26 protein-coding genes and 1 pseudogene are annotated in these 25,695 nt (G+C 60.4%); 9 read left to right on the forward strand and 18 right to left on the reverse strand.

Annotated elements, in window-relative coordinates; translation table 11 throughout:
* The first annotated feature begins 142 nt into the window (after positions 1 to 142).
* Complete coding sequence (locus KI235_RS21745; protein ID WP_003204298.1) at positions 143 to 658, forward strand: DUF2062 domain-containing protein; 516 nt, start codon at positions 143 to 145, stop codon at positions 656 to 658.
* 86 nt (positions 659 to 744) lie between these two features.
* Here KI235_RS21745 and KI235_RS21750 read toward each other — a convergent pair whose 3' ends face one another.
* The 4 genes from KI235_RS21750 to KI235_RS21765 all read right to left on the reverse strand — a co-directional run bounded on the left by KI235_RS21750 (position 745) and on the right by KI235_RS21765 (position 3,924).
* A complete protein-coding gene (locus tag KI235_RS21750; protein ID WP_003204300.1) occupies positions 745 to 1,524 on the reverse strand; it encodes an ABC transporter permease in 780 nt (259 codons plus the stop codon).
* Positions 1,525 to 1,526: 2 nt separating this feature from the next.
* The gene (locus tag KI235_RS21755) at positions 1,527 to 2,459 is read right to left on the reverse strand and encodes an ABC transporter ATP-binding protein (RefSeq protein WP_003204301.1); all 933 of its coding nucleotides are present in this window, start codon (positions 2,457 to 2,459) and stop codon (positions 1,527 to 1,529) included.
* Positions 2,460 to 2,595: 136 nt separating this feature from the next.
* The gene (locus tag KI235_RS21760; protein ID WP_003204303.1) at positions 2,596 to 3,219 is read right to left on the reverse strand and encodes a glutathione S-transferase; all 624 of its coding nucleotides are present in this window, start codon (positions 3,217 to 3,219) and stop codon (positions 2,596 to 2,598) included.
* 45 nt (positions 3,220 to 3,264) lie between these two features.
* Entirely contained in the window at positions 3,265 to 3,924 is a 660-nt protein-coding gene (locus KI235_RS21765; RefSeq protein ID WP_003204305.1) for a transglutaminase family protein, read from the reverse strand.
* A 260-nt stretch (positions 3,925 to 4,184) separates the two neighbouring features.
* On the opposite strand from KI235_RS21765, the pseudogene KI235_RS21770 reads away from it, so the two are divergent.
* Both KI235_RS21770 and KI235_RS21775 read left to right on the forward strand, forming a co-directional pair.
* A pseudogene (locus KI235_RS21770) lies at positions 4,185 to 6,631 on the forward strand (acyl-CoA dehydrogenase).
* 89 nt (positions 6,632 to 6,720) lie between these two features.
* Entirely contained in the window at positions 6,721 to 7,128 is a 408-nt protein-coding gene (locus KI235_RS21775; RefSeq protein ID WP_003204309.1) for a PA2817 family protein, read from the forward strand.
* A gap of 163 nt (positions 7,129 to 7,291) precedes the next feature.
* Here the strand turns inward: KI235_RS21775 and KI235_RS21780 are convergent, their stop codons facing one another.
* A complete protein-coding gene (locus KI235_RS21780) occupies positions 7,292 to 8,290 on the reverse strand; it encodes a LysR family transcriptional regulator (RefSeq protein WP_013694007.1) in 999 nt (332 codons plus the stop codon).
* Positions 8,291 to 8,380: 90 nt separating this feature from the next.
* On the opposite strand from KI235_RS21780, the gene KI235_RS21785 reads away from it, so the two are divergent.
* The 4 genes from KI235_RS21785 (at position 8,381) to KI235_RS21800 (ending at position 11,772) form a co-directional block, all read left to right on the forward strand.
* Positions 8,381 to 9,007 (forward strand): serine-tRNA(Ala) deacylase AlaX, encoded by a 627-nt coding sequence (locus KI235_RS21785; protein WP_028237402.1) that lies wholly within the window; start codon positions 8,381 to 8,383, stop codon positions 9,005 to 9,007.
* A 479-nt stretch (positions 9,008 to 9,486) separates the two neighbouring features.
* Positions 9,487 to 10,710 (forward strand): type II and III secretion system protein family protein, encoded by a 1,224-nt coding sequence (locus KI235_RS21790; protein ID WP_003204315.1) that lies wholly within the window; start codon positions 9,487 to 9,489, stop codon positions 10,708 to 10,710.
* A gap of 56 nt (positions 10,711 to 10,766) precedes the next feature.
* On the forward strand, positions 10,767 to 11,480 hold the full coding sequence (locus KI235_RS21795; RefSeq protein ID WP_003204317.1) for a tetratricopeptide repeat protein: 714 nt from the start codon (positions 10,767 to 10,769) through the stop codon (positions 11,478 to 11,480).
* A 22-nt stretch (positions 11,481 to 11,502) separates the two neighbouring features.
* Positions 11,503 to 11,772: a DUF3613 domain-containing protein gene (locus KI235_RS21800; RefSeq protein WP_003204319.1), complete on the forward strand. Its 270-nt coding sequence runs from the start codon at positions 11,503 to 11,505 to the stop codon at positions 11,770 to 11,772.
* A gap of 1,051 nt (positions 11,773 to 12,823) precedes the next feature.
* On the opposite strand, the gene KI235_RS21805 is transcribed toward KI235_RS21800, so the two are convergent.
* The 12 genes from KI235_RS21805 to KI235_RS21860 form a co-directional block, all read right to left on the reverse strand.
* Positions 12,824 to 13,789: a type II secretion system F family protein gene (locus KI235_RS21805; RefSeq protein WP_003204320.1), complete on the reverse strand. Its 966-nt coding sequence runs from the start codon at positions 13,787 to 13,789 to the stop codon at positions 12,824 to 12,826.
* Positions 13,790 to 13,816: 27 nt separating this feature from the next.
* The gene (locus tag KI235_RS21810; RefSeq protein ID WP_039013663.1) at positions 13,817 to 14,803 is read right to left on the reverse strand and encodes a type II secretion system F family protein; all 987 of its coding nucleotides are present in this window, start codon (positions 14,801 to 14,803) and stop codon (positions 13,817 to 13,819) included.
* Entirely contained in the window at positions 14,800 to 16,242 is a 1,443-nt protein-coding gene (locus KI235_RS21815; RefSeq protein WP_039013665.1) for a CpaF family protein, read from the reverse strand. Before KI235_RS21815 ends, KI235_RS21810 begins: the two co-directional genes overlap by 4 nt.
* 3 nt (positions 16,243 to 16,245) lie before the next feature.
* Positions 16,246 to 17,466, reverse strand: a complete 1,221-nt coding sequence (locus KI235_RS21820; RefSeq protein WP_039013667.1) for an AAA family ATPase — start codon at positions 17,464 to 17,466, stop codon at positions 16,246 to 16,248.
* On the reverse strand, positions 17,460 to 17,954 hold the full coding sequence (locus KI235_RS21825) for a TadE family protein (protein ID WP_039013669.1): 495 nt from the start codon (positions 17,952 to 17,954) through the stop codon (positions 17,460 to 17,462). Before KI235_RS21825 ends, KI235_RS21820 begins: the two co-directional genes overlap by 7 nt.
* Complete coding sequence (locus tag KI235_RS21830; protein WP_003204330.1) at positions 17,954 to 18,433, reverse strand: TadE/TadG family type IV pilus assembly protein; 480 nt, start codon at positions 18,431 to 18,433, stop codon at positions 17,954 to 17,956. Before KI235_RS21830 ends, KI235_RS21825 begins: the two co-directional genes overlap by 1 nt.
* 8 nt (positions 18,434 to 18,441) lie before the next feature.
* On the reverse strand, positions 18,442 to 19,758 hold the full coding sequence (locus KI235_RS21835) for a TadE/TadG family type IV pilus assembly protein (RefSeq protein WP_043043038.1): 1,317 nt from the start codon (positions 19,756 to 19,758) through the stop codon (positions 18,442 to 18,444).
* Positions 19,759 to 19,828: 70 nt separating this feature from the next.
* A complete protein-coding gene (cpaB, locus tag KI235_RS21840; protein WP_039013673.1) occupies positions 19,829 to 20,644 on the reverse strand; it encodes a Flp pilus assembly protein CpaB in 816 nt (271 codons plus the stop codon).
* Positions 20,645 to 20,659: 15 nt separating this feature from the next.
* Entirely contained in the window at positions 20,660 to 21,988 is a 1,329-nt protein-coding gene (locus KI235_RS21845) for an ATPase AAA (RefSeq protein WP_039013675.1), read from the reverse strand.
* A 2-nt stretch (positions 21,989 to 21,990) separates the two neighbouring features.
* Positions 21,991 to 22,521 (reverse strand): prepilin peptidase, encoded by a 531-nt coding sequence (locus KI235_RS21850; protein WP_039013677.1) that lies wholly within the window; start codon positions 22,519 to 22,521, stop codon positions 21,991 to 21,993.
* A 26-nt stretch (positions 22,522 to 22,547) separates the two neighbouring features.
* Positions 22,548 to 22,739: a Flp family type IVb pilin gene (locus KI235_RS21855; RefSeq protein WP_039013679.1), complete on the reverse strand. Its 192-nt coding sequence runs from the start codon at positions 22,737 to 22,739 to the stop codon at positions 22,548 to 22,550.
* A 146-nt stretch (positions 22,740 to 22,885) separates the two neighbouring features.
* Positions 22,886 to 23,077 (reverse strand): Flp family type IVb pilin, encoded by a 192-nt coding sequence (locus tag KI235_RS21860; protein WP_003204342.1) that lies wholly within the window; start codon positions 23,075 to 23,077, stop codon positions 22,886 to 22,888.
* A 312-nt stretch (positions 23,078 to 23,389) separates the two neighbouring features.
* Between KI235_RS21860 and KI235_RS21865 the strand changes: the two genes are divergently transcribed.
* On the forward strand, positions 23,390 to 24,259 hold the full coding sequence (locus KI235_RS21865) for a DNA-binding response regulator (protein ID WP_028237399.1): 870 nt from the start codon (positions 23,390 to 23,392) through the stop codon (positions 24,257 to 24,259).
* Positions 24,260 to 24,306: 47 nt separating this feature from the next.
* On the opposite strand, the gene KI235_RS21870 is transcribed toward KI235_RS21865, so the two are convergent.
* A complete protein-coding gene (locus KI235_RS21870; protein WP_003204346.1) occupies positions 24,307 to 24,738 on the reverse strand; it encodes an Lrp/AsnC family transcriptional regulator in 432 nt (143 codons plus the stop codon).
* A 188-nt stretch (positions 24,739 to 24,926) separates the two neighbouring features.
* On the opposite strand from KI235_RS21870, the gene KI235_RS21875 reads away from it, so the two are divergent.
* Positions 24,927 to 25,640 (forward strand): hypothetical protein, encoded by a 714-nt coding sequence (locus KI235_RS21875; protein ID WP_003204348.1) that lies wholly within the window; start codon positions 24,927 to 24,929, stop codon positions 25,638 to 25,640.
* The last annotated feature ends 55 nt before the right edge of the window (positions 25,641 to 25,695 follow it).

Here is a 25,695-nt window from a genome sequence, read left to right on the forward strand (position 1 = left end):
CCCGTCCTTGAGAGTGCCCTCTTCAGGCATAGACGGTCCACGGCACCGCTGGCGTTATCAATTGTCACAAAGTCTGAATCTGTCAGCCGTAGAATCCGGACATACTTGCGGCCTTAATGCGTTGAACCGACCGAGAAGCCTTATGCCCCGGCGCCTTTTCAAACGTTACATGCCAGACCCAGAGAGCATTCGGGAACATAAATCCTTACGTTTTCTCGGCACCCTGCTGCACGATCCCAACCTTTGGCACCTCAATCGGCACTCTGTCGCCCGGGCGATGGCTGTAGGCCTGTTTGCCGCATTCTTGCCAATCCCGTTGCAAATGTTGCTGGCCGCCGCACTGGCCATCACAGTGCGCGGCAACATGCCGATTGCGGTGAGCCTAGTGTGGCTGACCAATCCGATCACCATGCCGGCGGTGTTCTTCTGCACTTACCAGACCGGCGCCTGGCTGATGGACGTGCCCGCCCGGACGTTGCCCGAAGAGCTGACCTGGGAATGGATCAGCGGCCAGTTGTCCACCTTGTGGCAGCCGTTCCTGCTCGGCTCGGTGGTGACCGGACTGGTACTCGGCGCCCTCGCCTACTTCGTCACCATGAGTTACTGGCGCTGGTGGGTGGCCCGACAGTGGAAGCGGCGCAAGAAAAGCCGGATGTGAAATGCAAAAAGGCCTCCTGGGAATGGAGGCCTTTTTTTGGCGTTCATACTGACGCCATCGCGAGCAAGCTCGCTCCCACAGGAAGGTTAGGTACGCATCCCGCGCCCGCTGACCAGCAACCGCGCACAACCGATGTAAAGCACCAAGGTCGCCACCAGCATGAAGGTAATGGCGATGCTGATCTTGATGTCCGATACCCCGAGGATGCCGTAGCGAAAGGCATTGACCATGTGCAGCACCGGGTTGGCCAGGGACACGGTCTGCCAGAACGGCGGCAGCAGGGAAATCGAGTAGAACACTCCGCCCAGGTAGGTCAGCGGCGTGAGCACGAACGTCGGGATGATGGAGATGTCATCGAAGTTGCGCGCAAACACGGCATTGATGAAACCCAGCAGCGAAAAGATCGTGGCCGTGAGCACCACCACCAATACCGTCACCCCCAGGTGATGCACCTGCAAATGGGTGAAGAACAACGACAGCAGGGTCACGATCAGGCCCACCGCCAGGCCGCGCAGCACACCGCCCAGGGTATAGCCGATGAGGATCGTATGGGGCGACACCGGTGAGACCATCAGCTCTTCGATCGAACGCTGGAACTTGCTGCCGAAGAAACTCGACACCACGTTGCCATAGGAGTTGGTGATCACCGACATCATGATCAGCCCCGGCACGATGTAGTCCATGTACGTGAAGCCGCCCATGTCGCCGATCTGCCGGCCGATCAGGTTACCGAAGATCACGAAGTACAAGACCATGGTGATGGCCGGCGGCAGCAGCGTCTGCGGCCAGATCCGCATGAAACGCCGAACCTCACGGTAAACGATGGTATTGAGGGCGATGAGGTTGGGGCGCAGTTCGGAACTCATGCTCATACCGCCACCTTCGCCAGATTTTTCTCCACCAGGGACACGAACAACTCCTCGAGGCGATTGGTTTTGTTGCGCAGGCTCTGCACTTCAATGTTCTGCAAGGCCAGCTGGGCGAACAACCCGGTGATACCCACGGCTTTGTCCACCTGGACTTCCAGGGTGTGGCTGTCCACCAGGCGGGCCGGATAACCCATGAGCCGGGGCGCCGTCGTCAGGTCGTTTTTCAGGTCCAGCAGGAAGGTTTCCACATGCAGTTGGCTGAGCAACTGGCGCATGCTGGTGTTCTCGACGATGGTGCCGTGGTCGATGATGCCGATGTTGCGGCACAACTGTTCAGCCTCTTCCAGGTAATGGGTGGTGAGGATGATGGTGATGCCTTTCTGGTTCAGCTCGGTGAGGAAGGCCCACATCGAACGACGCAGTTCGATGTCCACGCCGGCAGTCGGTTCATCGAGAATCAACAGGCGCGGCTCATGCACCAGCGCACGGGCAATCATCAGGCGCCGCTTCATGCCGCCGGACAATGAACGGGACGGCACGTCGCGCTTATCCCACAGGCCTAGTTGGGTCAGGTACTGCTCGGCGCGCTCGTTGGCGATCTTCGGCGGGATGCCGTAGTAACCGGCCTGGGTCACGACGATGTCGAAGGTCTTCTCGAACTGGTTGAAGTTGAATTCCTGGGGCACCACGCCGATGCAGCGCTTGAGGGCGGCGGGCTCGCGGTCCAGATCATGACCAAAGACGTTCACCGTGCCGCTGGTCTTGTTCACCAACGTGGAAAGAATGCCGATGGTGGTGGATTTGCCGGCACCATTGGGGCCGAGCAAGGCGAAGAAATCACCTTCGGCGACATCCAGATCGATACCACTCAAGGCCTGGAAACCGTTGCCGTAGGTTTTGGTTAGCTGCCGGATGGACAGAGCGGAACTCATATCGGATTACGCACCAAGAAGGGAGGGAGGAAAAGAATAGATAAGGGCGGGCGGCGAGCAATGCAACCACGGCGCACGAAGGCAATGGTGCTCGGCGTCGCCGCACAAGTACAGTCAAGTGTGTCGATAGTAAGTATTAAGTCAACGCGGTCATGACAGCCTTGCGGTAGGCCGGACGCTGCTGCAACCGCGCGTACCAGGCCTGCACGTTAGGTAGCGCAGCGCGCTGGATGGGCATCTCGAACCAGGCATAAATGAAACTGCCCAGGGGAATGTCGCCCATGCCGATTTCATCACCCGACAGGTAGGGCTGCTCACTCAAGGTCTGCTCGACCATCGCCAGCAAGTCGTCGCACTCTTTGATCGCCGCGTTGATGGCCGCCCAGTCCTGTTGCTCGGCCGGGGTACGCAAGACGCCCCAGAACACCGTGCGAAACGGTGCGGCAAAGCTGGAGGTGGTCCAGTCCATCCATTTTTCAGCCTGGGCCCGTGCCTGTATGTCAGCGGGGTACCAGGCCGAACCCGACGCATGGCGAGCAGCCAGGTAACGCACGATGGTGTTGGATTCCCAGAGCACGAAGCCATCGTCTTCGATCATTGGCACCCGACCATTGGGGTTTTTCGCACGGTACTCGGGCGTGTCCACCACACCGAATGCCCCGCCCGCATCAATGGCCTCGTAGGCCAGCCCCAACTCTTCTGCGCACCACAACGCCTTGCGCACATTCGATGAATTCTTCCGGCCCCATATCTTCAGCATCACGGCGTCCCTCGATGGATAAATGCCGCCGCAGCATACGCCGGATCAGGCGCGACTCAAATCACCCTGCATGTCACCGAGCAAGCACGGCACCTGCGCGCCGAACAGGTGCGGGTAGCATTTTTCCAGGTGTTCGAAGAAGAACGCTTCGGGTACATCGGCGAACTGGCCGTGGTCGGTGACATATTCCATCAGCTTCGCCCCTTGCCGGTTGAACGGGTGGAAAACGCTGTCGTGGCGACCGTCGAATTCCAGCGGGGCCACGTCGAACAACTCGCACAGCCCTTGGTTGAATGCCGGCGTGGCCTTGACCCAGCGGTCGTTCAGGTACAGCTCGGTATAACCGTGCATGGCGAACACGTCGCTCCTGAGCAATTCCAACAAGCGCGGCGTGGACAAGTGATTACGGACATCCGCCAGGCCGATGCGCGCCGGGATGCCGCAATGCCGGGCGCAGCCGGCCAGCAAGGTAGCCTTGGGCACGCAATAGCTTTCGCCGGCAGCCAGCGCGTAACTGCCGCGCAGGGTCACCGGGTCGCGACTGAAGGTATAGGGGTTGTAGCGCACCGCCTCGCGCACGGCGTAATACAGGCTGACCGCCTGGGCCAGCGGGTCGCGGTCGGTGCCGCGGTGGGTTTCGGTGAAGTCGATGACCGCGGGGTGATCGCTGTCGATGAAGGGGCCGGGGTTCAGGTATTGCTGCATAAAGGGAAGACCTCTCGGGAAACATCACCGCTTGCCTCGAGTTTATCCACAGCCCCCAGCCAGCGATAACGGCATTCCGGCCAAACAATGGCGTTTTCTCACCTTGTTAACGAACGATTTCCCACGGCTGTTGCCAACCAGACTGGCGCAATGCACCCAGGGTTTCCCACGAAATCAATCACATTGCGCTGACCGCCGGTTTTGCAGATGCCGTCTAAGCTCTGAAGGTCGGTTTTGCCTTGGTTCACGGAGGATTACATATGCTGTTGTTGTGGATACTGGTCCTGGTCGTCGGGATCGCCTGGCTGGCGCATCGGCGCATCGACCCGTTGCCCGCGCTGGGTATCGTCGCGGTCTACCTGTTGGCCATGGGCATTTTCAGCCATGCGCCCGGCTGGCTGCTGCTGATCCTCTGGGTGGTACTCGCAGCTGTCGCGGCCCCGCTGCTGCTACCGGACCTGCGCCGTCGGTATTTCAGTGCGCCGATGTTCGACTGGTTCCAGAAAACCCTGCCGCCCATGTCCGAGACCGAGCGCGACGCCATCGACGCCGGCACGGTGTGGTGGGACGGCGAACTGTTCAGCGGCCGCCCGGATTGGGACTTGCTGCTGGCCTACCCCAAGGTGCAACTGACCGAGGAGGAGCAAGCGTTCCTCGACGGCCCCACCGAAGCCCTCTGCGCAATGGTCAGCGACTGGCAGATCGGCCAGGCCATGGACCTGCCGCCTGAAGCCTGGGCCCATATCAAGGAGCACGGGTTCTTCGCACTGATCATTCCCAAGGAATACGGCGGCAAGGGGTTCTCCGCCTATGCCCACTCCCAGGTGGCGATGAAACTGGCCACGCGCAGCGGCGACCTGGCTTCCACCGTGATGGTCCCCAACTCCCTCGGCCCGGCGGAACTGCTGCTGCACTACGGCACCGACGAACAACGCGACCATTACCTGCCGCGACTGGCCCGTGGCGACGATATTCCCTGCTTCGCCCTGACCGGGCCACTGGCCGGCTCCGACGCCGGGGCGATGCCCGACACCGGCGTCATCTGCAAGGGTGAATGGGAAGGCCAGGAAACATTGGGCCTGCGCCTGAACTGGGAAAAGCGCTACATCACCCTCGGCCCGGTGGCCACGCTCCTGGGCCTGGCCTTCAAGGCGTATGACCCCGACCACCTGCTGGGTGACGAAGAAGACCTGGGCATCAGCCTCGCCTTGATTCCCACCGACACCCCTGGCGTGCATATCGGCCGCCGTCACCTACCCCTTGGCGCCGCGTTCATGAATGGGCCGAACTGGGGCAAGGACGTGTTCATCCCGCTGGACTTCCTCATTGGCGGCCAGGCCATGCTCGGCAAAGGCTGGATGATGCTGATGAACTGCCTGTCGGTCGGGCGCTCGATTTCCCTGCCGGCTGTGGGCACCGGTGCTGCAAAGTTCACCAGCCTGGTAACGGGCCAGTACGCCCAGGTGCGCGAGCAATTCAACGTACCGTTGTCGGCGTTCGAAGGTATCCAGGAAGCCATGGCGCGCATCGGTGGCAACGCCTGGATGATGGATGCTGCACGCATGCTGACCGCCAACGCCGTGGACCTGGGGGAAAAGCCTTCGGTGCTGTCGGCCATTCTCAAGTACCACCTGACCGAACGCGGCCGCGAGTGCATCAGCCACGCCATGGACGTGCATGGCGGCAAGGGCATCATCATGGGCCCGAACAACTACCTGGGTCGCAGCTGGCAAGGTGCGCCGATATTCATCACGGTCGAAGGCGCGAACATCCTGTCGCGCAACCTGATGATCTTTGGCCAGGGCGCCATTCGCTGCCATCCGTTCGTGCTCAAGGAAATGGCCCTGGCAAGCCGTGAAGACAAGGACCAGGCGCTGGTCGAGTTCGACGCCTTGCTGCTCAAGCACATTGGTTTTGCCTTGAGCAACGCCGCCAGCACCCTGGTGCTCAACCTCGGCCTGGGGCATTTCGAGAAGGCTCCCGGCAATGCCTTGAGCCAAGGTTATTTCCGCGCCCTCAACCGGCAGGCTGCGGCGTTCGCCCTGCTGGCGGACCTGAGCATGATGCTGCTGGGGGGGAACTCAAACGCCGGGAACGCTTGTCGGCCCGCTTGGGCGACGTATTGAGCAACCTGTACCTGGCGTCCGCCGCACTCAAGCGCTATCACGACCTGGACTCGCCGGACCACATGACACCGCTGTTCACCTGGGCCATGGAGGAAAGCCTGGGCCAGTCGGAACGTGCGCTGGATGAACTGCTGAGCAACTTCCCGAACCGGGTGCTGGGTTGCCTGTTGCGCCTGGTGGTGTTCCCCTTCGGTCGCCGTCACAAGGGCCCGAGCGACAGGCTCGACGCCGAGGTGGCGGCGGTCATCGGTCGGCCCAAGGGTGACCCGACCCTCGAAGAGTTGCTGCAGGGCTGCTATCGCCCACAATCAGCCGATGATCCGGTGGGCGCCCTGCAACGCGCCGCCGACCTGCTGGCCGCCGCCCATCCGCTGCACAAGAAACTGCACGTGGCGCTCCAGCAGGGTCAGCTCAACCCTGCGCCAGGCGAACCCCTCATCGATGCGGCCCTGGAGGCCGGCGTGCTGCAAGCCGGTGAAGCGCAGACCTTGCGCGCTGCCGAGGCGGCGCGGCGCAAGGTCATCGATGTGGATGATTTTGATAAGGACGAGTTGACGCTGGCGCAGGACAAGGTCCGTTGATCCTGACGGCCAGCTACGCTCCTCATCTATAAAAGCAGGCGCAAGGGCTTTATACTCCTGCGCCCGTTTTGCTCTTGAGGACTTATCTCGTGTCCAATGTCGTTGCCGATCACCTTGTTTTGCTTGACCACTTGCGCAGCATCCTGGTCGCCGTGGGTGAGGCCGAACAGGTGCCCGAAGAAAGCCATGCCCTGTTTCTGGAGCGCTTCGACGAGTTGCGCGCGCAACTGCCCGTCGACCCGATCGAAAGCCAGTACCTGGGCCAGGACCTCCTGTGCCAAGTGATCGTCCGTTACCCACAGATCGCCCACCTGGTGCCTCGCGACCTGCTCTGGTACTTCGCCGGTGACTGCCTGCACTACATGCCCGACGAAGAAATCGCCCTGTACCAGGCCCTGGAGGAGCGTCGTTTCGAAGCCGAGCAAAACGACGAGCCTTTCGACTGGAACCAGGAAAAGCAATTGCTGGCGATGTCGGACCAGGACAGCAAGCACTGATTGCGATCCGTCATGCAAAGGCCCGCACGGTTAACCCGGCGGGCTTTTTTTTGCCTTGCCAAAGTGTGTTGCCTGGACGGGCCTCATCGCGAGCAAGCTCCCACAGGTGAGCGATGGTGAGCTGCGGCTTCTGTGGGAGCGAGCTTGCTCGCGATGGGGCCGGTCAAAACAATCCATCACTCTCCGGCAACTCATAACCCGTCACGACCTTGCTAGGGCCACTCCCGCCGCCCACCGTGCTCAAGGTCGGCTCTTTCTCCAGGCACGCCACCAGATAATCAATGAACACCCGCAGCTTGGGCGGCAGGTAGCGAGTCGGGGAATGCAGCAACCACAAGCCACCGTGATAGGAAGCCAGGAACGTCCAGTCGGCCAATACCTGCACGATCAAGCCTTGCTCCAAGGCATGGCGGGCGGTGAAGTACGGCAGACTGCCAATGCCGATGTGCTGCAAGACGGCCCCCAACCGCACACCCGTGTGATTGGCCGCGTAGCGCCCGTGCACGCCGACGGTGACGGACTTGCTGCCTTTCTTGAATTTCCACCGCGCATCGTTCGGAGTTGCCCCCAGGTAAATGCAACTGTGTTCCAACAGGTCATGAGGATGTGTGGGCGTCCCATGTTCGGCCAGGTATTGCGGCGTGGCGCAAAGCAGGTGATCGATGGTCAGCAACTGACGCCCCACCAGCCCGACCGGAGGTTGATCGGTAATCCGGATGGCCAGGTCGACATGATCGTCGATCAGGTCAACCTGCCTATCCTCCAGGAACAGCTCCACATCGACCTTCGGATAACGACGCAAGAATTCGGGCATGTGCGGATGAATCACGAAACGCCCCACCGCCTTGGGTACGCTGACGCGGATGCGGCCTTCAGCCTCCTGGGTGAACTGCCCGCTGATTTCCATCACCGACCGAGCGGCGGCAACCATTTCCTGACAGCGCTTGAACACCTCTTCCCCGCCATCGCTCAAACGCAACTTGCGGGTGGTGCGTTGCAACAAACGGGTCGCCAGGGCTTTCTCCAGGCGAGAAATACTGCGGCTGATGGCCGACGGTGATGAACCTGACTGGCGGGCCGCCTCGGAGAAGCTGCCGGTCTCCACGACCTTGACGAAGATGGCCATTTCGGCCAGCAACGGCAACGGTAGATTTGTGCTCATGGCGCAACAGTCCATTGAAATTTGAACGGATTATCACCCTTTTACGCTCTATCTATAATCCCGTCACAATTTCTGATGTGGGTATGGCACATGACGCTTCGCCTCTTTTTCCATAGCGATGACCTCAAGGCCAACGTGGAAGTCCTGGATTGCAGCCCCCGGGACCATGAGTTTGCCGTGGTGCTGCACGCCACGCTGTTCCACCCCCAGGGTGGCGGTCAGCCCTGCGACACCGGATGGATCGGTGAAAGCCAGGTGCTGCGCGTGGTCCAGGAAGGGCCACAGATCGTCCATTACGTCGACCGTCCGGTGGCCTTGGGCACGGCTGCGATCAGCGTGGATGCGCAGCGTCGGCAGCTGAATGCGCGCCTGCACTCGGCTGGGCATCTGATCGGCCATTTCGCCGAGACCCGTGGCTGGACACCGATCAAGGCCCACCATTGGCCCGGTGAAAGCCGCGTGCAGTTCCAGCCGGGGGAAAATCCTCAGGAACTGGACATCTCGATCATTCAGCAAGGCATCGACGAATGGATTGCCAACGACCTGCCGCGCCTGATCACGTTACGCGAAGGCCTGCGCGAAGTCGGTTTCGGTGAGCTTGCCGCCTACGGTTGCGGCGGCACTCACGTGCAGCGCCTGCAGGACCTGGGAACAGTCACCATCGCCTCGCTTTCGCAGAAGAAAGGAACACTGTCAGTGCACTACCACGTGGCCTGATATCCGCCAGCCCCTGCGACCAGCAATGGCTCGCAGGCCTCGCCTCCCCCTGTCAGATCTGGCTCCTGCAAATCCCCTTCACAACACAAAAAGACAGATTATTGACGCACGCTTGCACGAGTTTTTCCCTTCCGTCACTTTTTAGTCATTTTTTTTATTCAAGGCGTGGCGCTTTGCCATGCTTGAACTACCGTCAAACAGAAGCGATGACAGGGTCGGCAAAACGCTCCTGAAGCGACCTGATCGACACCGTCGTTGCCTTCGAAAATCCCGGAGCCCCCGGGTACCGAAAAGTCGTTTGCAAGCAGCCTGTCGGTCAGTCAGGCCGGTGAAATACGCCCGTTTGCTGGTAAGCGACGAGGCCTGAAACCGGACCCAATGGACCATCAGGCTAGATGGAAAGGGGTAGCCCGGGCCTCTTAAGTGATCCGAGGCAAATAGTTAAGCCTAGGGATGGTCTCTTCATCGAGGATCACTTCATGACCCATCGTACTGCTCCCGTTCTAAAACATTTCATTCATGGCCTGTTCTGGATGGGTCTTGGCTTGGATGCGGCCCAGGCCGCAGCGGCAAATTGTTCGCAACTGGACAATTTGCCGGCAACCTTCGAGGTCGGCCAAGGGCTCCAGAGCGAACTGCGCATCCTCGCCCCCGTGACGAAGTTGGCAGTCGGCGACCCGAAAATTGCCGATGTGCAGCCCAGTGGCAGCGATGCGTTTATTCTCACGGGCCTGGCGCCAGGCGCCACCAGCCTGATGGTCTGGACCGACTGTTCGAAGATACCGCGCCAGAGCATGGTCTTTGTCAAAGGCCGGGCCACCGAGGCGCTGACCAGCGCAGCGAGCATCCCTTCCGAAGACCCGATGCTGCTCGCCCAGGTGCAGACCGACATTCGTTTCGTTGAAGTCAGCCGGACCAAGCTCAAGGAAGCCTCGACGTCGATTTTCGGCACCCGTGGCAACTTCCTGTTCGGTTCGCCGAGGACATTGCCCACCGTCGGCGGTATTGTCCGGCCTTCATTACCGGTCAATAACGACATGTTCAACCTGTCTTTTGCCACCGGTAAAACGCTGTTGATGATCAACGCACTGGAAGGCAGCGGTTTCGCCTATACCCTGGCGCGGCCGAGCCTGGTGGCCCTCAGTGGGCAGAGCGCCAGTTTCCTGGCCGGTGGCGAAGTGCCGATCCCGGTGCCCAGTGCCGGCAGCGACAACGTGTCCATCGAGTACAAGGAGTTCGGCATCCGCCTGACCCTGACGCCCACCGTCATCGGCAAAAATCGCATCATGCTGAAGGTGGCACCGGAAGTCAGTGAGCTGGACTTCACCAACGCGGTGAACATCGCCGGGACGCTGGTTCCGGCGCTCACGGTACGCCGTACCGATACCAGTATCGCCCTGGCCGATGGCGAAAGCTTCGTCATCAGCGGCCTGATCAGCACGCGCAACAGCTCCCAGGTGAACAAGTTTCCGGGGCTGGGCGATGTGCCGATTCTCGGCGCGTTCTTTCGCGACAACTCCATCAACCGCGAAGAGCGCGAGCTGCTGATGATCGTCACGCCGCACCTGGTCCAACCGTTGGCGGCCGATGCGCAACTGCCGACATTGCCGGGCGAGCAACTGCGTAATTACGACCCGAATTTCTACCGCATGTACTTCCTCGAACATGGCGAGTTCGACAACCGCAGCGGGCTTTCCCAATGAGCCGGCACCTGATGGGCAAGGCATCCGATATCCAACGGGTTGCCAAGGGGCATTCAATGAAAGCAGTGATCGCAATAGCGGCGAGCTTGATGCTTGTCGGCTGTGCCAGCAACAGCGTAGTGGCTTCACGCACGGCCGATTGCGCCAAGCCCGGATCCGACCAGGAACTGGCCCTGAACATGGCCGAAGACATGGCCAACGAAGGTCGTTTGTACGCCAGCCTGGCGAACCTCGAACGCTTGCCCGAGGACTTGGTCCAGGTCCGCCTGCGCAAGGCTCGGGTGCTGCGCCTGATGGGCCGCAACGAGGCCGAACCGTTGTACAAAAGCCTGCTCGGGACATGCCTGGCCGCAGACGGTGAACATGGCCTTGGCCAGTTGGCAGCCGCCAGAAATGACAATGCGGCCGCTACGCAATACCTCGAACGCGCAGCGAAAATGGCCCCGACCGAAGGCAAGATCCGCAACGACCTGGGGGTCGTCTACCTCAACCAACGACGCGTTTCAGAAGCCCGCTTCGAGTTCATGACCGCGATGGAGCTCCAACAGTCAGACTCGCTGGCAGCACTCAATATGGTGACCCTGCTGATCTACCAGGATAACTGGAAGCAGGCCGCCGAGCTCGCGAACATGGCCAAGCTGAGCCCCCAGCAAGTGGCAGATGCCCAAGCCCGTGCGGAAAAAATCAGGGGTTCGGCCGCTAACGCAGTGACGTCACAAGCCAACCGCCTGACCGAGGTTGTCGACGCCTCAACCGGCGCGGTCAAGTAGAGCGTTACGAGGAGTCCAAGAAATGATGACCAAACAATTGATGATCGCCTGCATGGTGAGCCTTTCCAGCAGCGCCTGGGCCATTGAACCAGGCCCCTCTTCGCCCGCACAGCAAGGCACCGAGAGCTGGATGCAACTGCAGATTCGCGGCGTGGTGGCCTCCACCAACCTGCAAACCGCCTCGGCCGCCGAACGCGAGATGGCCATGCAGCGTTGGCTCAACAGCTTCACCTATCCGATCCCGGAATTCTTTGACCAGGACTCGGGAGGCGATATCACCAGCAGTAAATGAAAAACGCAGGAAACGAAAAGACCGCAGCCCTCGACAGCGCCTACATTTGATCCGATGTAGGAACTGCCGAGGGCTGCGGTCTTTTGGCTGACCGCCGGAAAAACCTGGGGCCCCCAACACTCATGCAACTGACCCACAGCTATCGCGAGCAAGCTCGCTCCCACAATGGGCCTGTGGTGAACACAAGACTCATGAACACCCAAGATCACCTGTGGGAGCGAGCTTGCTCGCGAAGGCGGACTGACACCCAACACTCATGCAACTGACCCACTGCTATCGCGAGCAGGCTCGCTCCCACAATGGACCTGGGGTGAACACAAGACTCATGGACACCCAAGATCACCTGTGGGAGCGAGCTTGCTCGCGAAGCGGCCTTCATCTCCAACATCCATGCAAACTGACCCACCGCTTTCGCGAGCAGGCTCGCTCCCACAATGGGATCGGGGTACGACCGGGAGAGCCAGGCCGGCTGTCAGGCCGCCTCGCGAGCAAGCTTTGCTCCCACAGGTCCTGCTCAAACAGATCTGATGGGTGTACGACCGGGAGAGCCAGGTCGGCTGTCAGGCCGCCTCGCGAGCAAGCTTTGCTCCCACAGGTCCTGCTCAAACAGATCTGATGGGTGTACGACCGGGAGAGCCAGGTCGGCTACTAGGCCGCCTCGGGGTGGACGTTGATCTCGGGCGCCCCGTTAACCACGATCGCCGAACGTAGGCATTGCGTAGTGGGCATCCCGGCATGGATGCCGGGATAGCCGCGCTGGGCCATGGATGGCCCTTCGCGGCGGCCCACGGAGCAATGCCGGAGAGAGGGCACACCGAGCCTAGGCGAGGTGCCGAGTGGTGGGGCAAGAGCGTTTTGCTTACTTTTGACTGGGCCGGCTTCCGGGCTTCTCAAAAGTGAGCCGCCGTCAGGGCGGAACCCTAAGCAGCCGTTACCGCAGGAATGGATATGTACCCGGCCCCGGTCAACAAGAGCAAGGCCAGCCGTCAGGCCGCCATCGCGAGCAAGCTCGCTCCCACAATGGGACTGTGGTGAACATAAGACCACCGATCTACATATTCCCGAAAGCCCTGAACACACCGATCATGGCCGGACCAATGGCAACCAGGAAGAAGCTCGGCCACAGGCAAAAAATCAGCGGAAAGATCAGCTTGGTGCCAATCTTGGCCCCCATTTCTTCCGCAGCCTGGGTACGCCGGTCACGAAACTCATCGGCGTAGATCCGCAGGGTATCGGCCACGCTGGTACCGAAACGGATACTCTGCGCCAGCAGGCTGACCAAACCCTGGATATCCTCCAGTCCGGTACGCACGGCCAGTTGCTTGAGCGCTTCGGTGCTGGTGATGCCCGCCCGGATCTGCGCATTGACCAGCGCCAGCTCCTCGGCCAGTTCAACCTGGCTGACCGACATCTCTTCGGCCACCCGCTCGATCGTCGTGGGCAGGGCCAGGCCCGACTCGACGCAAACCACCATCAAGTCCAGTGCATCCGGGAACGCGGCACGCAGCCGGCCTTGCCGTGCCTGCTTGCGTTTGCCGACGTAGATCGCCGGCAGCAACCAGCCAATGCCCGCCACGAGGGTCACCGCCAGCAGGCCGATGGCCACTGAAACCTTGACCATCGGCAGCAGCAACAACGCAACGCCAACCATCAACAACGGCAACATCAGGCGCACCGCCCAATACATCTGCACCGCCGAGGCAGACCGGTAACCGGCATGGGTCAGCAAGGTCTGGGTGGCGGACGTGTGGGCCTGATCGGTCGAGGCAAAGCGCTGACCAACCCGTTCCAGCAAGAGCTGCAGGTTACTGGGCGCCTCCTGTCCCACAGTGTTGCCCGCGTAACCGCGCTTGATCAGCGCCAGGCGCCGCTGCACCGGATCCTGCAGGCCCAGCATCAATAGCATGAGCGCGACGACCGCCAACACCGTACTGACGCCGACCACGGTGACGAACAACAGGCGTGCCAGTTCTTCGTTACCGGTAAACCGACTCAACAATCCGAGCAAAAAGTCCATGACTCAAACCTCTCGGCGCAACAGCGCTTATACCTGGATCCGGATGATCTTTTTTATCCAGAAAATCCCGATCAACATGGCGCAGAACGCGCCGATGATCAGCTTGTGCCCTATGGGGTCATTGATCAGTACCGGCATGTAGCTGGGGCTGGTGAGCACGATGGCGATCGCCAGCACGAACGGGATCGCCACCAGCACCCAGGCCGACATGCGCCCTTCCGCCGACAGCGTCCTGATCTTGCGCTGGAAACGGAAACGCCCGCGAATCAAGCGACTCAGGCGCTCCAGCACTTCGGTCAGGTTGCCGCCGGTCTCGCGGTGGATGAGGATCGAGGTCACCAGCATCATCACCGTCATGCTCGGCATGCGCTCCAGCAGGCCGAGCATGGCCCGGCGCACATCGTTGCCATAGTTGATGTCGGAAAACGTCATGCCGAACTCCTGGGCGACCGGCCCCTTGTGCTCCTCGGCGACCAGACGCAGGGTTTCGTTGAACGGATGCCCGGCGCGCAAGGCCCGGCACATGGCGTCCAGTGCATCTGGCAAACCTTCCTCGAACGCGGCGAAACGCTTGTTGCGGTCACGCAGGATTTTCAGCACCGGCAGCCAGGTCAGCGCAAATGCCGCCAGCAGCGCCAGCCACCAGACCTGCGAGAGCATCAGTACCAAGGCACCGGCCGCCACCCCCAGGATCAGACCGAGCAGCATCACCCGATAAGCCCGGTACTCATGCCCGGCCTGCTCGATCAGTTGGGTCAGGTTGGCCATGAACGGCAGCTGTTCCAGGCGGGCTTCCAAGGGGGACAGGCGCGTCAGGTATTTCTGCCGCAACACGGTCTGCATGTTGGGCAAGTGGTTGGCCTTCTCCAGCACATGCAGGCGCCCGCGAATGCGCTTGCGCATTTTCCCGGCCTCGCCGAACACCGGCACTACCACGCCCTGGGACAGCAGGAACACGGCGATGAACACCATGCCAAGGAAAATCAGGATGAATTCACTGGGGATATTGTTCATGACGTGCGGCCCTCCATCCACTCAGGGCGAAACAGGGCCAGCGGCAATTCGATGCCGCGCTTGGCGAGCACATCGCGGAAGGCCGGGATCATGCCACTGGGCCGATATTCCCCGAGCACCTCGCCGTGCTCGCCGATGCCCTGGCGCACGAAGGAGAAAATCTCGGTCATGGTGATGATCTCCCCTTCCATCCCGTTGATCTCTTGCATGCTCACCACGCGTCGCTTGCCGTCTTCTTGACGCTCCAGTTGGATCACTACACCGATGGCCGAGGCAATTTGTTGACGCATGGCCTTGATCGGAAACGTCGCCCCTGTCATCGACACCATGTTCTCGATTCGCCCCAACGCATCCCGTGCGGTGTTGGCGTGAATGGTGGTCAGGGAGCCGTCGTGGCCGGTGTTCATCGCCGTGAGCATGTCCAGCGCCTCGGCGCCGCGCACCTCGCCAATGACAATGCGGTCCGGACGCATCCGCAGGCTGTTGCGCACCAACTCCCGCTGGCTCACCTCGCCGCGTCCCTCGATGTTCGAAGGGCGGGTTTCCAGGCGTACCACGTGGGGTTGCTGCAGTTGCAACTCGGCCGAATCCTCGATGGTGACGATGCGTTCGTTGTGGGGAATGAAACTGGACAGCACGTTGAGCATGGTGGTCTTGCCGCTGCCGGTCCCGCCGGAGATCAGCACGTTCAGGCGCCCGCGAACGATGGCCTTGAGCAGCAAGGCAATGGCCGGGGTCATGGTGCCGACCTGGATCAGGCTGTCGGTGTTGAGCAGGTCCACGGCGAAGCGCCGGATCGACATGCTCGGACCGTCGATGGCCAGCGGTGGAATGATCGCGTTGACCCGCGAACCGTCCTTGAGCCGGGCGTCCACCAAGGGCGAGGACTCGTCGATACGTCGCCCCAAGCTGGAAACGATGCGGTCGATGATGTTCAGCAAATGCTGGTCATCGCGAAAACGCACGTCGGTGCGCTGCAGCTTGCCGAAGCGCTCGACATAGACCGAGGCAAACCCGTTGACCAGGATGTCGGACACGCTATGGTCGGCCAACAGCGGTTCCAGCGGCCCGAGGCCGAGCACTTCGTCGGTGATCTGCTTGATGATCAGCTGACGGCTGACGGTACTCACCGGTGCCGAATGTTCCTCGAGCAGACGCTGGCAGATATCGCGTATCTGCCGCGCGGCCTCGACTTGCTCCAGGGCATCGAGCAACGACAGGTCCATGACCTTGAGCAATTGCTGGTAGATCTTTTCCCGCCACTCGGCCTCCACCGGCGTGACCTGGCTGCGGGTTTCGTACAGCACGTCAGGGATGGCCTGCTCCCAGGCCATCAACGCGGCTGTCGGGTCCGGCTGGCCGTCGCCGGGCTGGGCGTCGGCTGAAGCGCCAGGTTTGACGGGCTGTTTGCGCAAGCGGTTACGAAAGTCGCTGATCATGGGTCATCCCCCGAAAAAACGGTTGAAGGCACGTTTAAGCAGGCCCTTGTCTGTGGCCATCTGGTGACCGACCAGGTCTTCGGTCAAATCGCGCAGGGCGGCGGTGATTGCCGCCTTCGGCGCATGCAGCCCCAACGGCACGCCAGTGTTCTGACTCTGGCTGACCAGGTTGAAGTCATTGGGCAATTTCGACAGGTTCGTGCAACGCAGGGCCTCGCCGATGTCCTTGAGGCTGACGGCGGCGTTTTTGTCATAGCGGTTGATCACGATCTGCAACTGATCCCCGCGCACGCCCAGGTCTTCGCGAAGGATGCGCACCAGGGCACTGGCGTCGCGCAGGTGGCTGACGCTCTGTTGCACCACCACGTACACCCGGTCCACCTGTTCCAGCACCGAACCGGTGAGGTGATCGATCTGCCGCGGCAGGTCCACCACCACCCAGTCATAACTGGCGCGGGCCAGTTGCAACAGGGCGTCGAGCTGTTCCGGTTGAGCGTCCTGGGGCAGGCACAATTCACCAGCCCGGCCACCCAGTACGTGCAGGGTCGGGCTGAAGTGGCTGCAAAAACCCCGCAGCGCGACGCTGTCCATGTCATCGATCTGCTGCAGCACTTCCAGATGGCTGTGGGACTGCGCCACATCCAGGTAATGGGTCACGCTGCCAAATTGCAGGTCCATGTCCAGCAGCAAGGTATTGCCTGCCCGGGCGCTGAGCTGCTGGGCCAGGTTGCACGCCACCAAGGTCCCGCCGGAGCCGCCCTTGGCGCTGATCACGGCGACCAGCTTGCCCTCGTTGCCACTGCCCAGGCGCACATCCGCAACCAGACGATTCAACGCCGCCACCAATTCGGTATCGGCAATGGGTTCGGGCAGCACGTCCCGGGCACCAGCCTGCATTGCCAGGCGCATGCCCTCCTGCTCACCCAAAGGGCCACACACCAGCATCGGCGGACGTTCATGGGCCGGACGTTGCAGCAACGCCGACAGTTCTTCGCGCCACAGATGGCTGACGCGTAGCAGCAGCAGATCGGGCATGCGGTCCAGGCCGTAGAGCGGGTCGACATGCCCGTTGCTGACCAGGCGCGTGCTCACCTCGAGGCCAGGCATACGCTGGCAGACACATTGCAAGTCGCGCAAGGACGTGGCATCGCGGCTGCTGATCAGTATCCGCAGCCCGGCTCTGCCAGTCGAGGTCGAAAGCGGAGTTTCCCTGGTGTTCAGCATGGTGTGATCTCCCCGGAATCGGAATGACGCCCAAGGCTTTCGCGTGGCAAGGTTGCCCTGAACGTGGGCAAGGTGATGGGCACGCCTAAGCCGGGAATGAACAGGTTGAAAACAAAGTTCTGTACGCTCAACTGGACGTAGCGGATGGCACGAAACCCTGTGGCGCTGGACGTGTCACCGGGGTTCGCTACCACGGCGCCATTGACGTCCAGGTAGGCCAGCGCCAGGTTCGTGGTCGCCAGGCTGCCGATCAGTTGACTGGTCCCGGCGTCCGTTGCGGCATTGAAGATGGCCCGGCGCAACACCACCGGGTCGCTGATGTTGCAGACCGCCGCCAGACGCGCACCGCGCCGTGCGGCTTCATCCAGGGCATTGACGGTGAAATACAACCGGCCCATTTCCAGCACCCCGAACAGCAGGGTGAACACCAGCAGGCCAACGAAGGCGAACTCCACGACGTACGTGCCGCGCATGTGCTTATTGTTCATCAGAGCGCCCTCATGACGGTGGTCGCCACCAACTGGATGCCCAGCGGAATGGCGTTGCCAAAAAAACCGGGGATCGACCCATTGCAGCTGCCCGCACCAATCACCGGGCAGAAGGTGTAGGTGATGGTGACGCGCACATGATCGATGCCCACGGCGGCGACCTGCACGTTAGCCGTGGTCAACCCGGACACCACGGCGGTTCCGGTAGCGCTGGGCACGCCATACACCGCGACGTTTTTCGTCTGGGTCAGGAGCGTGCCGCCCAAGGCGACGGCGCCGAGGGTGGAGTTCCACGCCTGGCTGGCGACGAAGCGGTCGGCATCGCGGCTGGCCTGCAACAGCACGTTGTACTGGTAGAGCATGCGACCGAACTCGCCGAAGGCCAGCAGCAACAACAGCAGCAACGGCAGCACCAGGGTGAACTCAACCAGCGCCACGCCTTGCTGGGCTTGCGCTGGTTTGAAATGAGAAAGTCCCATGACGCCTCCTACGAGTCGGTGCTCGGCGTGCCGCTGCCGTTGAGATAGGTTTTGTAGAGCTGGATGATTTGCGGGCCGGAATCGCTGGACGGCGTCGGGCCGGGTACGTTGTCGCCCTCGCATTCCTGGACGAACTGGCCAAAGATGATCGACTCCGAACCACCGCCGCTCACCGGCTGCAGGACGAAATAGCAGCCGAACCCCAAGACCGGAATCGACGTCGAGCCACTCAGTTTCCCGGCGCAATCGCCAATCACGATCTTCAGCATCCGGCGCTCGAAAACCCCGTTGCTTTCACAACCGCTGGCGCCCCCCGCCACACAGGCGGCGACCTTGGCCCGCCAGTCGTTATAGTCCTGTACCGCCTCGCCACCCGCCGAGAGATCGCCGTTGCTCGAGGTGATGGGCTTGCCTTTGTATTGCGCCTGGGAGAGCGAATCGTTGTAGGTGATCGCCGGGGTGCCTGAGGCCGTGACCAGGTCTGGCGGGTAGTCCGAAGAACTGACCGGGCCGTTGTAGATACCGAAGCGCGTGTTCAAACCTTGGGAGGTTGGGCCGGCTTTATTACCTGGCGCGGTCTGGACGTTGTCACCGACACTGCGGCAAACCGAGCCACCACCGGCCAGATCTTCCCGGACTGCACTGCCACCTGAGCCGAAATCCAGCAATTGGAAGTTGCCAGGGCCGATAGGCGAGGTGTTCCCCGCCGCCGTTTTCAGGACTTCCAGGTCGCCAAATTGATACCCCCAGAAGTTGCCGGCGGCCGGGTTGTATTGAGTGGGATCGCCACAGACCATCAACGGCGCCAGGTCACAAGGAGAAGTGGGGCTGGGCCCGGCGGTAGCGATCGCTGCCACGGCTTTGCCACCCAGGCCGCCGCTGCCCATCGACTGGACGAAACTCCAGAAAAAACCGTTGAGTTGATAGTTGGCAACCGACACTCGCACGTACTTGGCGTCCGTGGGGCCTGGGTAAGAGAACGGGCCATAGACACTGCTGGACAATTCCACTACCGCAAAAGCACCCGGATTGCCGGCGACGGCGGTTGCCAGCTCGGTATTGCCGGCGGCGTTGGCATTTCTGTTGAGCGTGTCCAGGGCCGCCGCACGGGTGGTGCTGGCCATGTTGATGCCGCCACTCACCTGGCTCAGGGTCTTGGCGCCGCCCAGAGCCGCAGCATCCACAGCATTTTGCAGGCGCGTCTTGTTCAACAGCATGTGCCCACCATCCAGGGCCAACGCCGCCATCATGGAGATCGACACTAGCGCGATCACCATCAGTACACTTACCGCCCCTCCCTGGCGCCGGATATTGGCATTCATCATCGAGCCCTCATTACAACGTTTGAGGATCGGCATCGCCACGGCCTTTAACGGCCTGGCATGGAGGCGTCACTCAGCGGACATTGATCACGCTGCTTTCAACCCCGCGGATCAACGTGATCGCCCCGCCTTGCGGCTTGGCACTGCGCTGCACCACAGGTTTTGGTACTGGGGGCGCCGCCATCGCCATGACCGGCGCAGGGGCTGGCGGCGCAACGGCCACGGCTTTTTTCTCCAGGTTCAACGGATTGCGCAAGGCCAATTGCAGCTTGCCTTCGGTCTGCGCGGTGACCAGCAATTCCGCTTCGGTGGCCGACATTTCCAGCGTCACGGCCCGCACCACTACCGGTTGGGTCTTGTCCGTGCCGGCGGTCTGGTCTACCGCCAGCACCCGCAGGTTTTCCAGGAGGGTCCGGGACGTCGCGCTGTTGCTACCGGCGTTGGTGGTCTTGGTCGCCAACACGTCGACCCGGTTGCCCGGCAGGAGGAAGCCACCCACGCCGACCACATCATCCACACGCACCGATATGGCCCGCTTGTCCGGTGCGATCAGCGAAGCCAGGGTGCTGCCGCCCAAGTGCTCGCTCAGACGCGCACCCCGCACGATGTCGCCGCGCAGGATGTCGAAGGTGGCGATCTTGCCCACGGCCTGCTCACTGGAATCGAAGGCGTCGTCCGGGATCGTGTCCATGGGCATGCGCACGGTCGTGACTTGCTGGGCCTCGACCATTTGCCCAAAGGGGATTTCCACCGTAGCGACCACCACGCTTCGCAAATGATCGTCGGGGGTCGCGTTGAGTCGCGCGCTCAGCCAGGAGTCAGCCATCCATGCGGCACCAAGGCCCATTACCAGGGAAATGCCTATCAGCGGAAGCGTACGAGAGCTCATGTCGGTATCTCCAGATCAAAGGAAGTCGAGCTGAACGAAGTAGTTGTGCCAGGCCCATTCCAGCTCTTGCGGCGACAGGGGGCCGGAACCGCCCAGGTAACGCTGACGGTCGAGCGCCATGTTCAACAGGTCACGGGGATGGCAAGGCACCAGCGGCATGCCTTCGGCTGCATACAACCGCTGCAGGACATAGCGCACCAACAGCGGGTCATAGGGGATGCCCAGGCGTTCGCACTCCTGGCGCCAGATTTGTTCGTATTCCTCGGGCTTGAGGTAGCCGAACTGCACCTTGTAGCCAATGCGCCGCAGGAAGGCCTCGTCGGCCAATTCGAGGGGATTGAGGTTGGTGGAAAACACCAGCACCAGGTCGAACGGTAATTCGCAATGCCGGCCACCGCCCAGGTTGATGAAGTCGCGCTTCTCCTCCATGGGCACGATCCAGCGATTGAGCAATTCGGCCGGGGCCATGCGTTGGCGGCCCATGTCATCGATGATGAACAGGCCGTTGCTGGCCTTGAGCTGCAACGCCGCCTGGTATTGCCGGGTGAACGGGTCGTAGCGCACGTCCAGCTGTTCCATGCTCAGCTCGCCACCGGTGATGACGATCGGGCGTTTGCAGCACAGCAGCCGGCGGTCGATGCCTTCGTTGAGCATCAGGTTGTTCGATTGGCCGTTGTCATCCAGGCGCTGGTGCACCTGCGGATCGTAGATCTCGATCACCGACTCATTGATGACGATGGCATGGGGCACCCAGATCGCCTCGGCAAACAGCCGGATCAATCGGCTGCTGACATAGGTTTTGCCCGTGCCCGCCGGGCCGTAGATCATGATCGCCCGCCCGGAATTCAGGGCGACACCCAACTGGTCGAGCATGCCTTGGCTCAACACCATGCCTGCCAGGGCGTGGTTCATGTCCTTGGCGGTGATGCGGCCATGGTGAATGGTCTGGATCTTGATCAGCGAGCGATAGGTACTCACCGGGAACGGGGCCGCGCCGATGTAGCCGCTACGGGCCAGGGCGTCACGCGCCGAACTGCGGCCGCGCTCGGTCAGGCCATAACGCAGCGTCTGTCCGCCCGATTGCCCCAACTGGCCCAGCACTTCGACGCGACCGTCCTTGCGCAGGAACGCCAGGACTTCTTCCAGCACCGCGCCGGTTAGCGCCAGGCGCTCCACCAGCCGGGACATGTCCAGCACACCGGCATCGTGCAGATGCTTGCACACCAGCTCGCCGAGAAAACTGTCGGTCAGCCCTGTATCGCGAATCGAGCTCGGTTGCGGCGCCAGCCGCTGTACTGCTTCCCGTTCGCTGGGGTAGGCATCGCTATCGTTAATGACATGCATGACTAGACTCCCCAGCCACCGGCAACCAGCTGCCAGTAAACGCTGTTCAAAGTGCCGATCAGGATCGCAATCGAGTAAGGAAAAGGTTTGCTGGCCACTTCATCCGACCCAGGCGCCAGATACGCCTGCGCACGGACGCTCAACCAGTAGCGCTGCAGGGTCTGGAGCAGTTGGCCGCGAGCCAGGACGATCAGGAAACCGCACACACCGCCGGCGATCAGGCTGAACAGCGCCGCCCACAGTGCGTAATGAAAGGGCAGGAAGCTGCCGACCATGGTCATCAGCTTGACGTCACCGGCAGCCATGCCACCGACGGCGTACATGGGCAGGAACAGCGCGAAACAGATCAGCATGCCCAACAGGCTGTCGCCGAGCCCGCCAATCCCGTCTGTATAAATCTGGCTGGCCAATCCCAAGGCCAGGCCCAACAGCACCAGCGTGTTGGGGATGCGGTGGCGAAGCAGATCGCTCACCACCGCCACACCCAGTAGTCCTAGCAGCAATACCGTCGACATCAGCAATTCCATGGACATGATGCGTCTCCATCGTGCGGTTGGAGTTAGCAGGCAGAGCCTTTTACCGCGGCGCAGAGCGCAGTGATCCGATCATTCACCGCACCGCCCAGCAGAACGAACATCGCGGCAACCGCCACCGTAATCAGCCCACCGGCCACGGCATATTCCACAATGGTCAGGCCATCTTCATCGTCGATAAACTTAACTATCGAAGTTCTGAGTTTTTGAACTTTCATGTTATTTACCTCACTTCAACGGTCATAAAAACCGGTTGATAAAGAACAACGCGAAGCCCATTGAGAAAATACTTCGAAGCTTTATCAGACAATGCTGAAACCGGCGCCTCGATGGGCTTCATCCCATTCCCGAAAGGGAGCGGTTGTCAGCAGGCAGAGCCCTTGACCGCGGCGCAGAGTGCGGTAATCCGGGTGTTCACGGCGCTGCCCAGCAAGACGAACATCGCCGCCACAGCCACCGTGATCAACCCACCGGCCACGGCGTATTCCACAATGGTCAGGCCGTCTTCATCTTTGGCGAACTTCAGTACCGAAGCCTTGATAGTTTGAAGAGTCATTTCGCACACCTCATCGGGGTTGTTTTTCAAAGAGGCAGTACATTGCGAACTGCCTGATGCAACCCTAGTCAGCAGGTGGTCATAGCCGTTAGGAGGATTTTGCACATCGCTAGGATTTTTTTGCGGGAATGGAAAATGACCCGAATCGGGGAAATCCATCCCGTGCGGCAGCACAAGCGGGCGCTTGCAAGCGGCGCATGGCGGGGACGGCGCTAAAAGATCGGTTTTTTATAAAAAATTATTCGGCGAAGTGATAGCACTGTGACAATACTGCTAGCTAAAGGGCAGAAAGAACCTCTGGGTAGTCGTCCTATGGCGCCAAGTCTGACTGAAAAACCAAAGCTGTTATGGTTCGATCTGACTCACGATCGGTCCACCAAGGAACTCGTCTCCCAGTTCCAGGACACCTGCGACTGCACGCTGGCAAAGAACGCCATGCTGCCCGGCGGGGAACAGGTCGACATGATCTGCATCCACTTCGATCGCCCGGACACGCCGGGCCTGCGGCGCCTGTTGGAGATCAAGCGGACCGTTCCTGCCACCCCCATCACCATGTTCACCGTGCAGCACTCCGAAGAACTGGCGGTGTGGGCCATGCGCTCCAGCGTCTGGGAATACATGGTGGTGCCCTTGTCTACCGCCGAGAGAAAGCGCTACCTGACGGCCGTGGTGCAACTGTGCGAACTGCGTCGCAATACCAGTGGCCGGGGCAAGACCTCGCAGATCGACCACTCCCCGACCCTGCCGGACAGTATCCGCCTGACCTCCGGGCACCAGAAACACCAGGCCCTCAGCCACATCATGCTGTACATCGACCAGCATTTTCGCGAAAGCATCGATCAGCGCGATCTGGCCAAGCGCTGCGGCATGACCACATTTCGCTTCAGCCGGGTGTTCAAGGAGGCCAACGGGCTCGGCTTCACCGACTACGTGCTGAACAAACGCATGAGCTTTGCCAAGGAACTGCTCGATAACAGCCAGATGCCCATCACCAGCATCGGCTACGAGGCAGGTTTCAAGGACCCGTCCTACTTCGCCCGCGCCTTCAAGCAATACGCCAGTTGCACCCCCAGTGAGTACCGTCTTGCGTACCAGATGCGCAGCGCAAACCCTGCACCGCCACCTCCGGATGAGGCGGCTCTGGAAGCGATTGAAAACCTGGTGCACAGCCTTGAGGGGTGAGCCATGTTTGTTCAGCAAAGTACGTAGTCCGTGCGCAGCACCCAGGCTCATGGGGCGAGCTTTCTTCTCTCGATAGGAATGGACAGGACAATGCTGGTACGCGTCTCTCCGTACGCGTTGATTTTCGCAATGATGTCCTCGATCTCAGCCATGGATCTGGCGTAGATCCGGATCAGATAGGAGTCGTTTCCGGTGATGTGCAGGCACTCTACGACTTCGGGTATGTCGGTGAGCGTTGCTATTAATTTGGACTTCGCCGGCTTGAGAGTGGTGATGCCGACGACAGCTGATATGCCGTACCCCAGTTTGGTTGGATCTAACTGAGCGCAATAGCCCTTGATCACCCCTGAGTCTTCAAGTTTACGCAACCTGTCATTGGTGGCAGGAATAGAAAGACCTGCGTGCTTGGAAAGCTCTGTGATGGAAATGCGACCACAGTCCTGTACCTTACCCAGGATTTTGACGTCTATACGATCCATGTGCGTTTTCCCCGGTTAAAAGTATAAATTTTAATGAAAAGCCCGCGTTTTTCATTAAAAAAAGCATGCACCAAAATAAAGCAGAGCGCTAGTCTATTTCCAGCCTGAAAGCCTGAGGGCAATCAATAGCCCTGCTCTTTAGCGTGACGCACTCATAATAAAATATTCTCTCCAGGGATGGTGTTCGCATGGAAGATGAAAAGATAAAGTGTGAAAAAAAGTCATACTCTTTCACCCAGCACATTGGCACGCAAGTGCTAAATCTGCGACGATTCAAGAAGGACCAGATCCTGATGTACTTGATGGGTGTCGGTCTCTTTTCGCTGGGTGCCAAGTGTTTCATCATCAGTCAACTGGGCACCGACCCACTAGACGTCTTGATCATCTCGATCGATAAAATATTTATGCTGGGCATGGGCATCTGTTCGGCTATCGTGTCCCTCTTCTTCCTGACATGGTGGATGCTCTGGAACAAAAAATACCCGCCGATAAGCCCCTTTATTACAACAACACTGACCGGTCTGTTGATTGATCTCTGGTCATGGCTGGGGCTCGGAGAGTATTTGATCGCGAGAATGAATGAGTACACGTTATTGGCGACGGGGCTGATGTTATGTGCCTATTCCTCCGCGTTGATCATCATGAGCGGTATTGGAATCAGAATCATGGACCTCGTGGTACTGACCATGGTTTCCAAGTGGGGCTGGTCATTCACCAAAGCCAAAATGATCATTGAAATCGGCATATTTTCGAGCGGCTGGCTTTTAGGCGGCCCATTCGGCGTGGGAACGATTGCATTCCTGTTAGTGATCGGCCCGCTTATCCAACCCTTCATGAACATGAATGCCAAGCGCTTTTCACTCAAGAACCATGGATTGATTCGCGCTTCATCCGCCTACTAATACCCATAAAGATGATTGCCATTCATGGCGACGGGATTGTTTCGCCTCGACTTTT

The sequence above is a fragment of the Pseudomonas sp. St386 genome (genome assembly GCF_018325865.1).
Classification (GTDB): domain Bacteria; phylum Pseudomonadota; class Gammaproteobacteria; order Pseudomonadales; family Pseudomonadaceae; genus Aquipseudomonas; species Aquipseudomonas brassicacearum.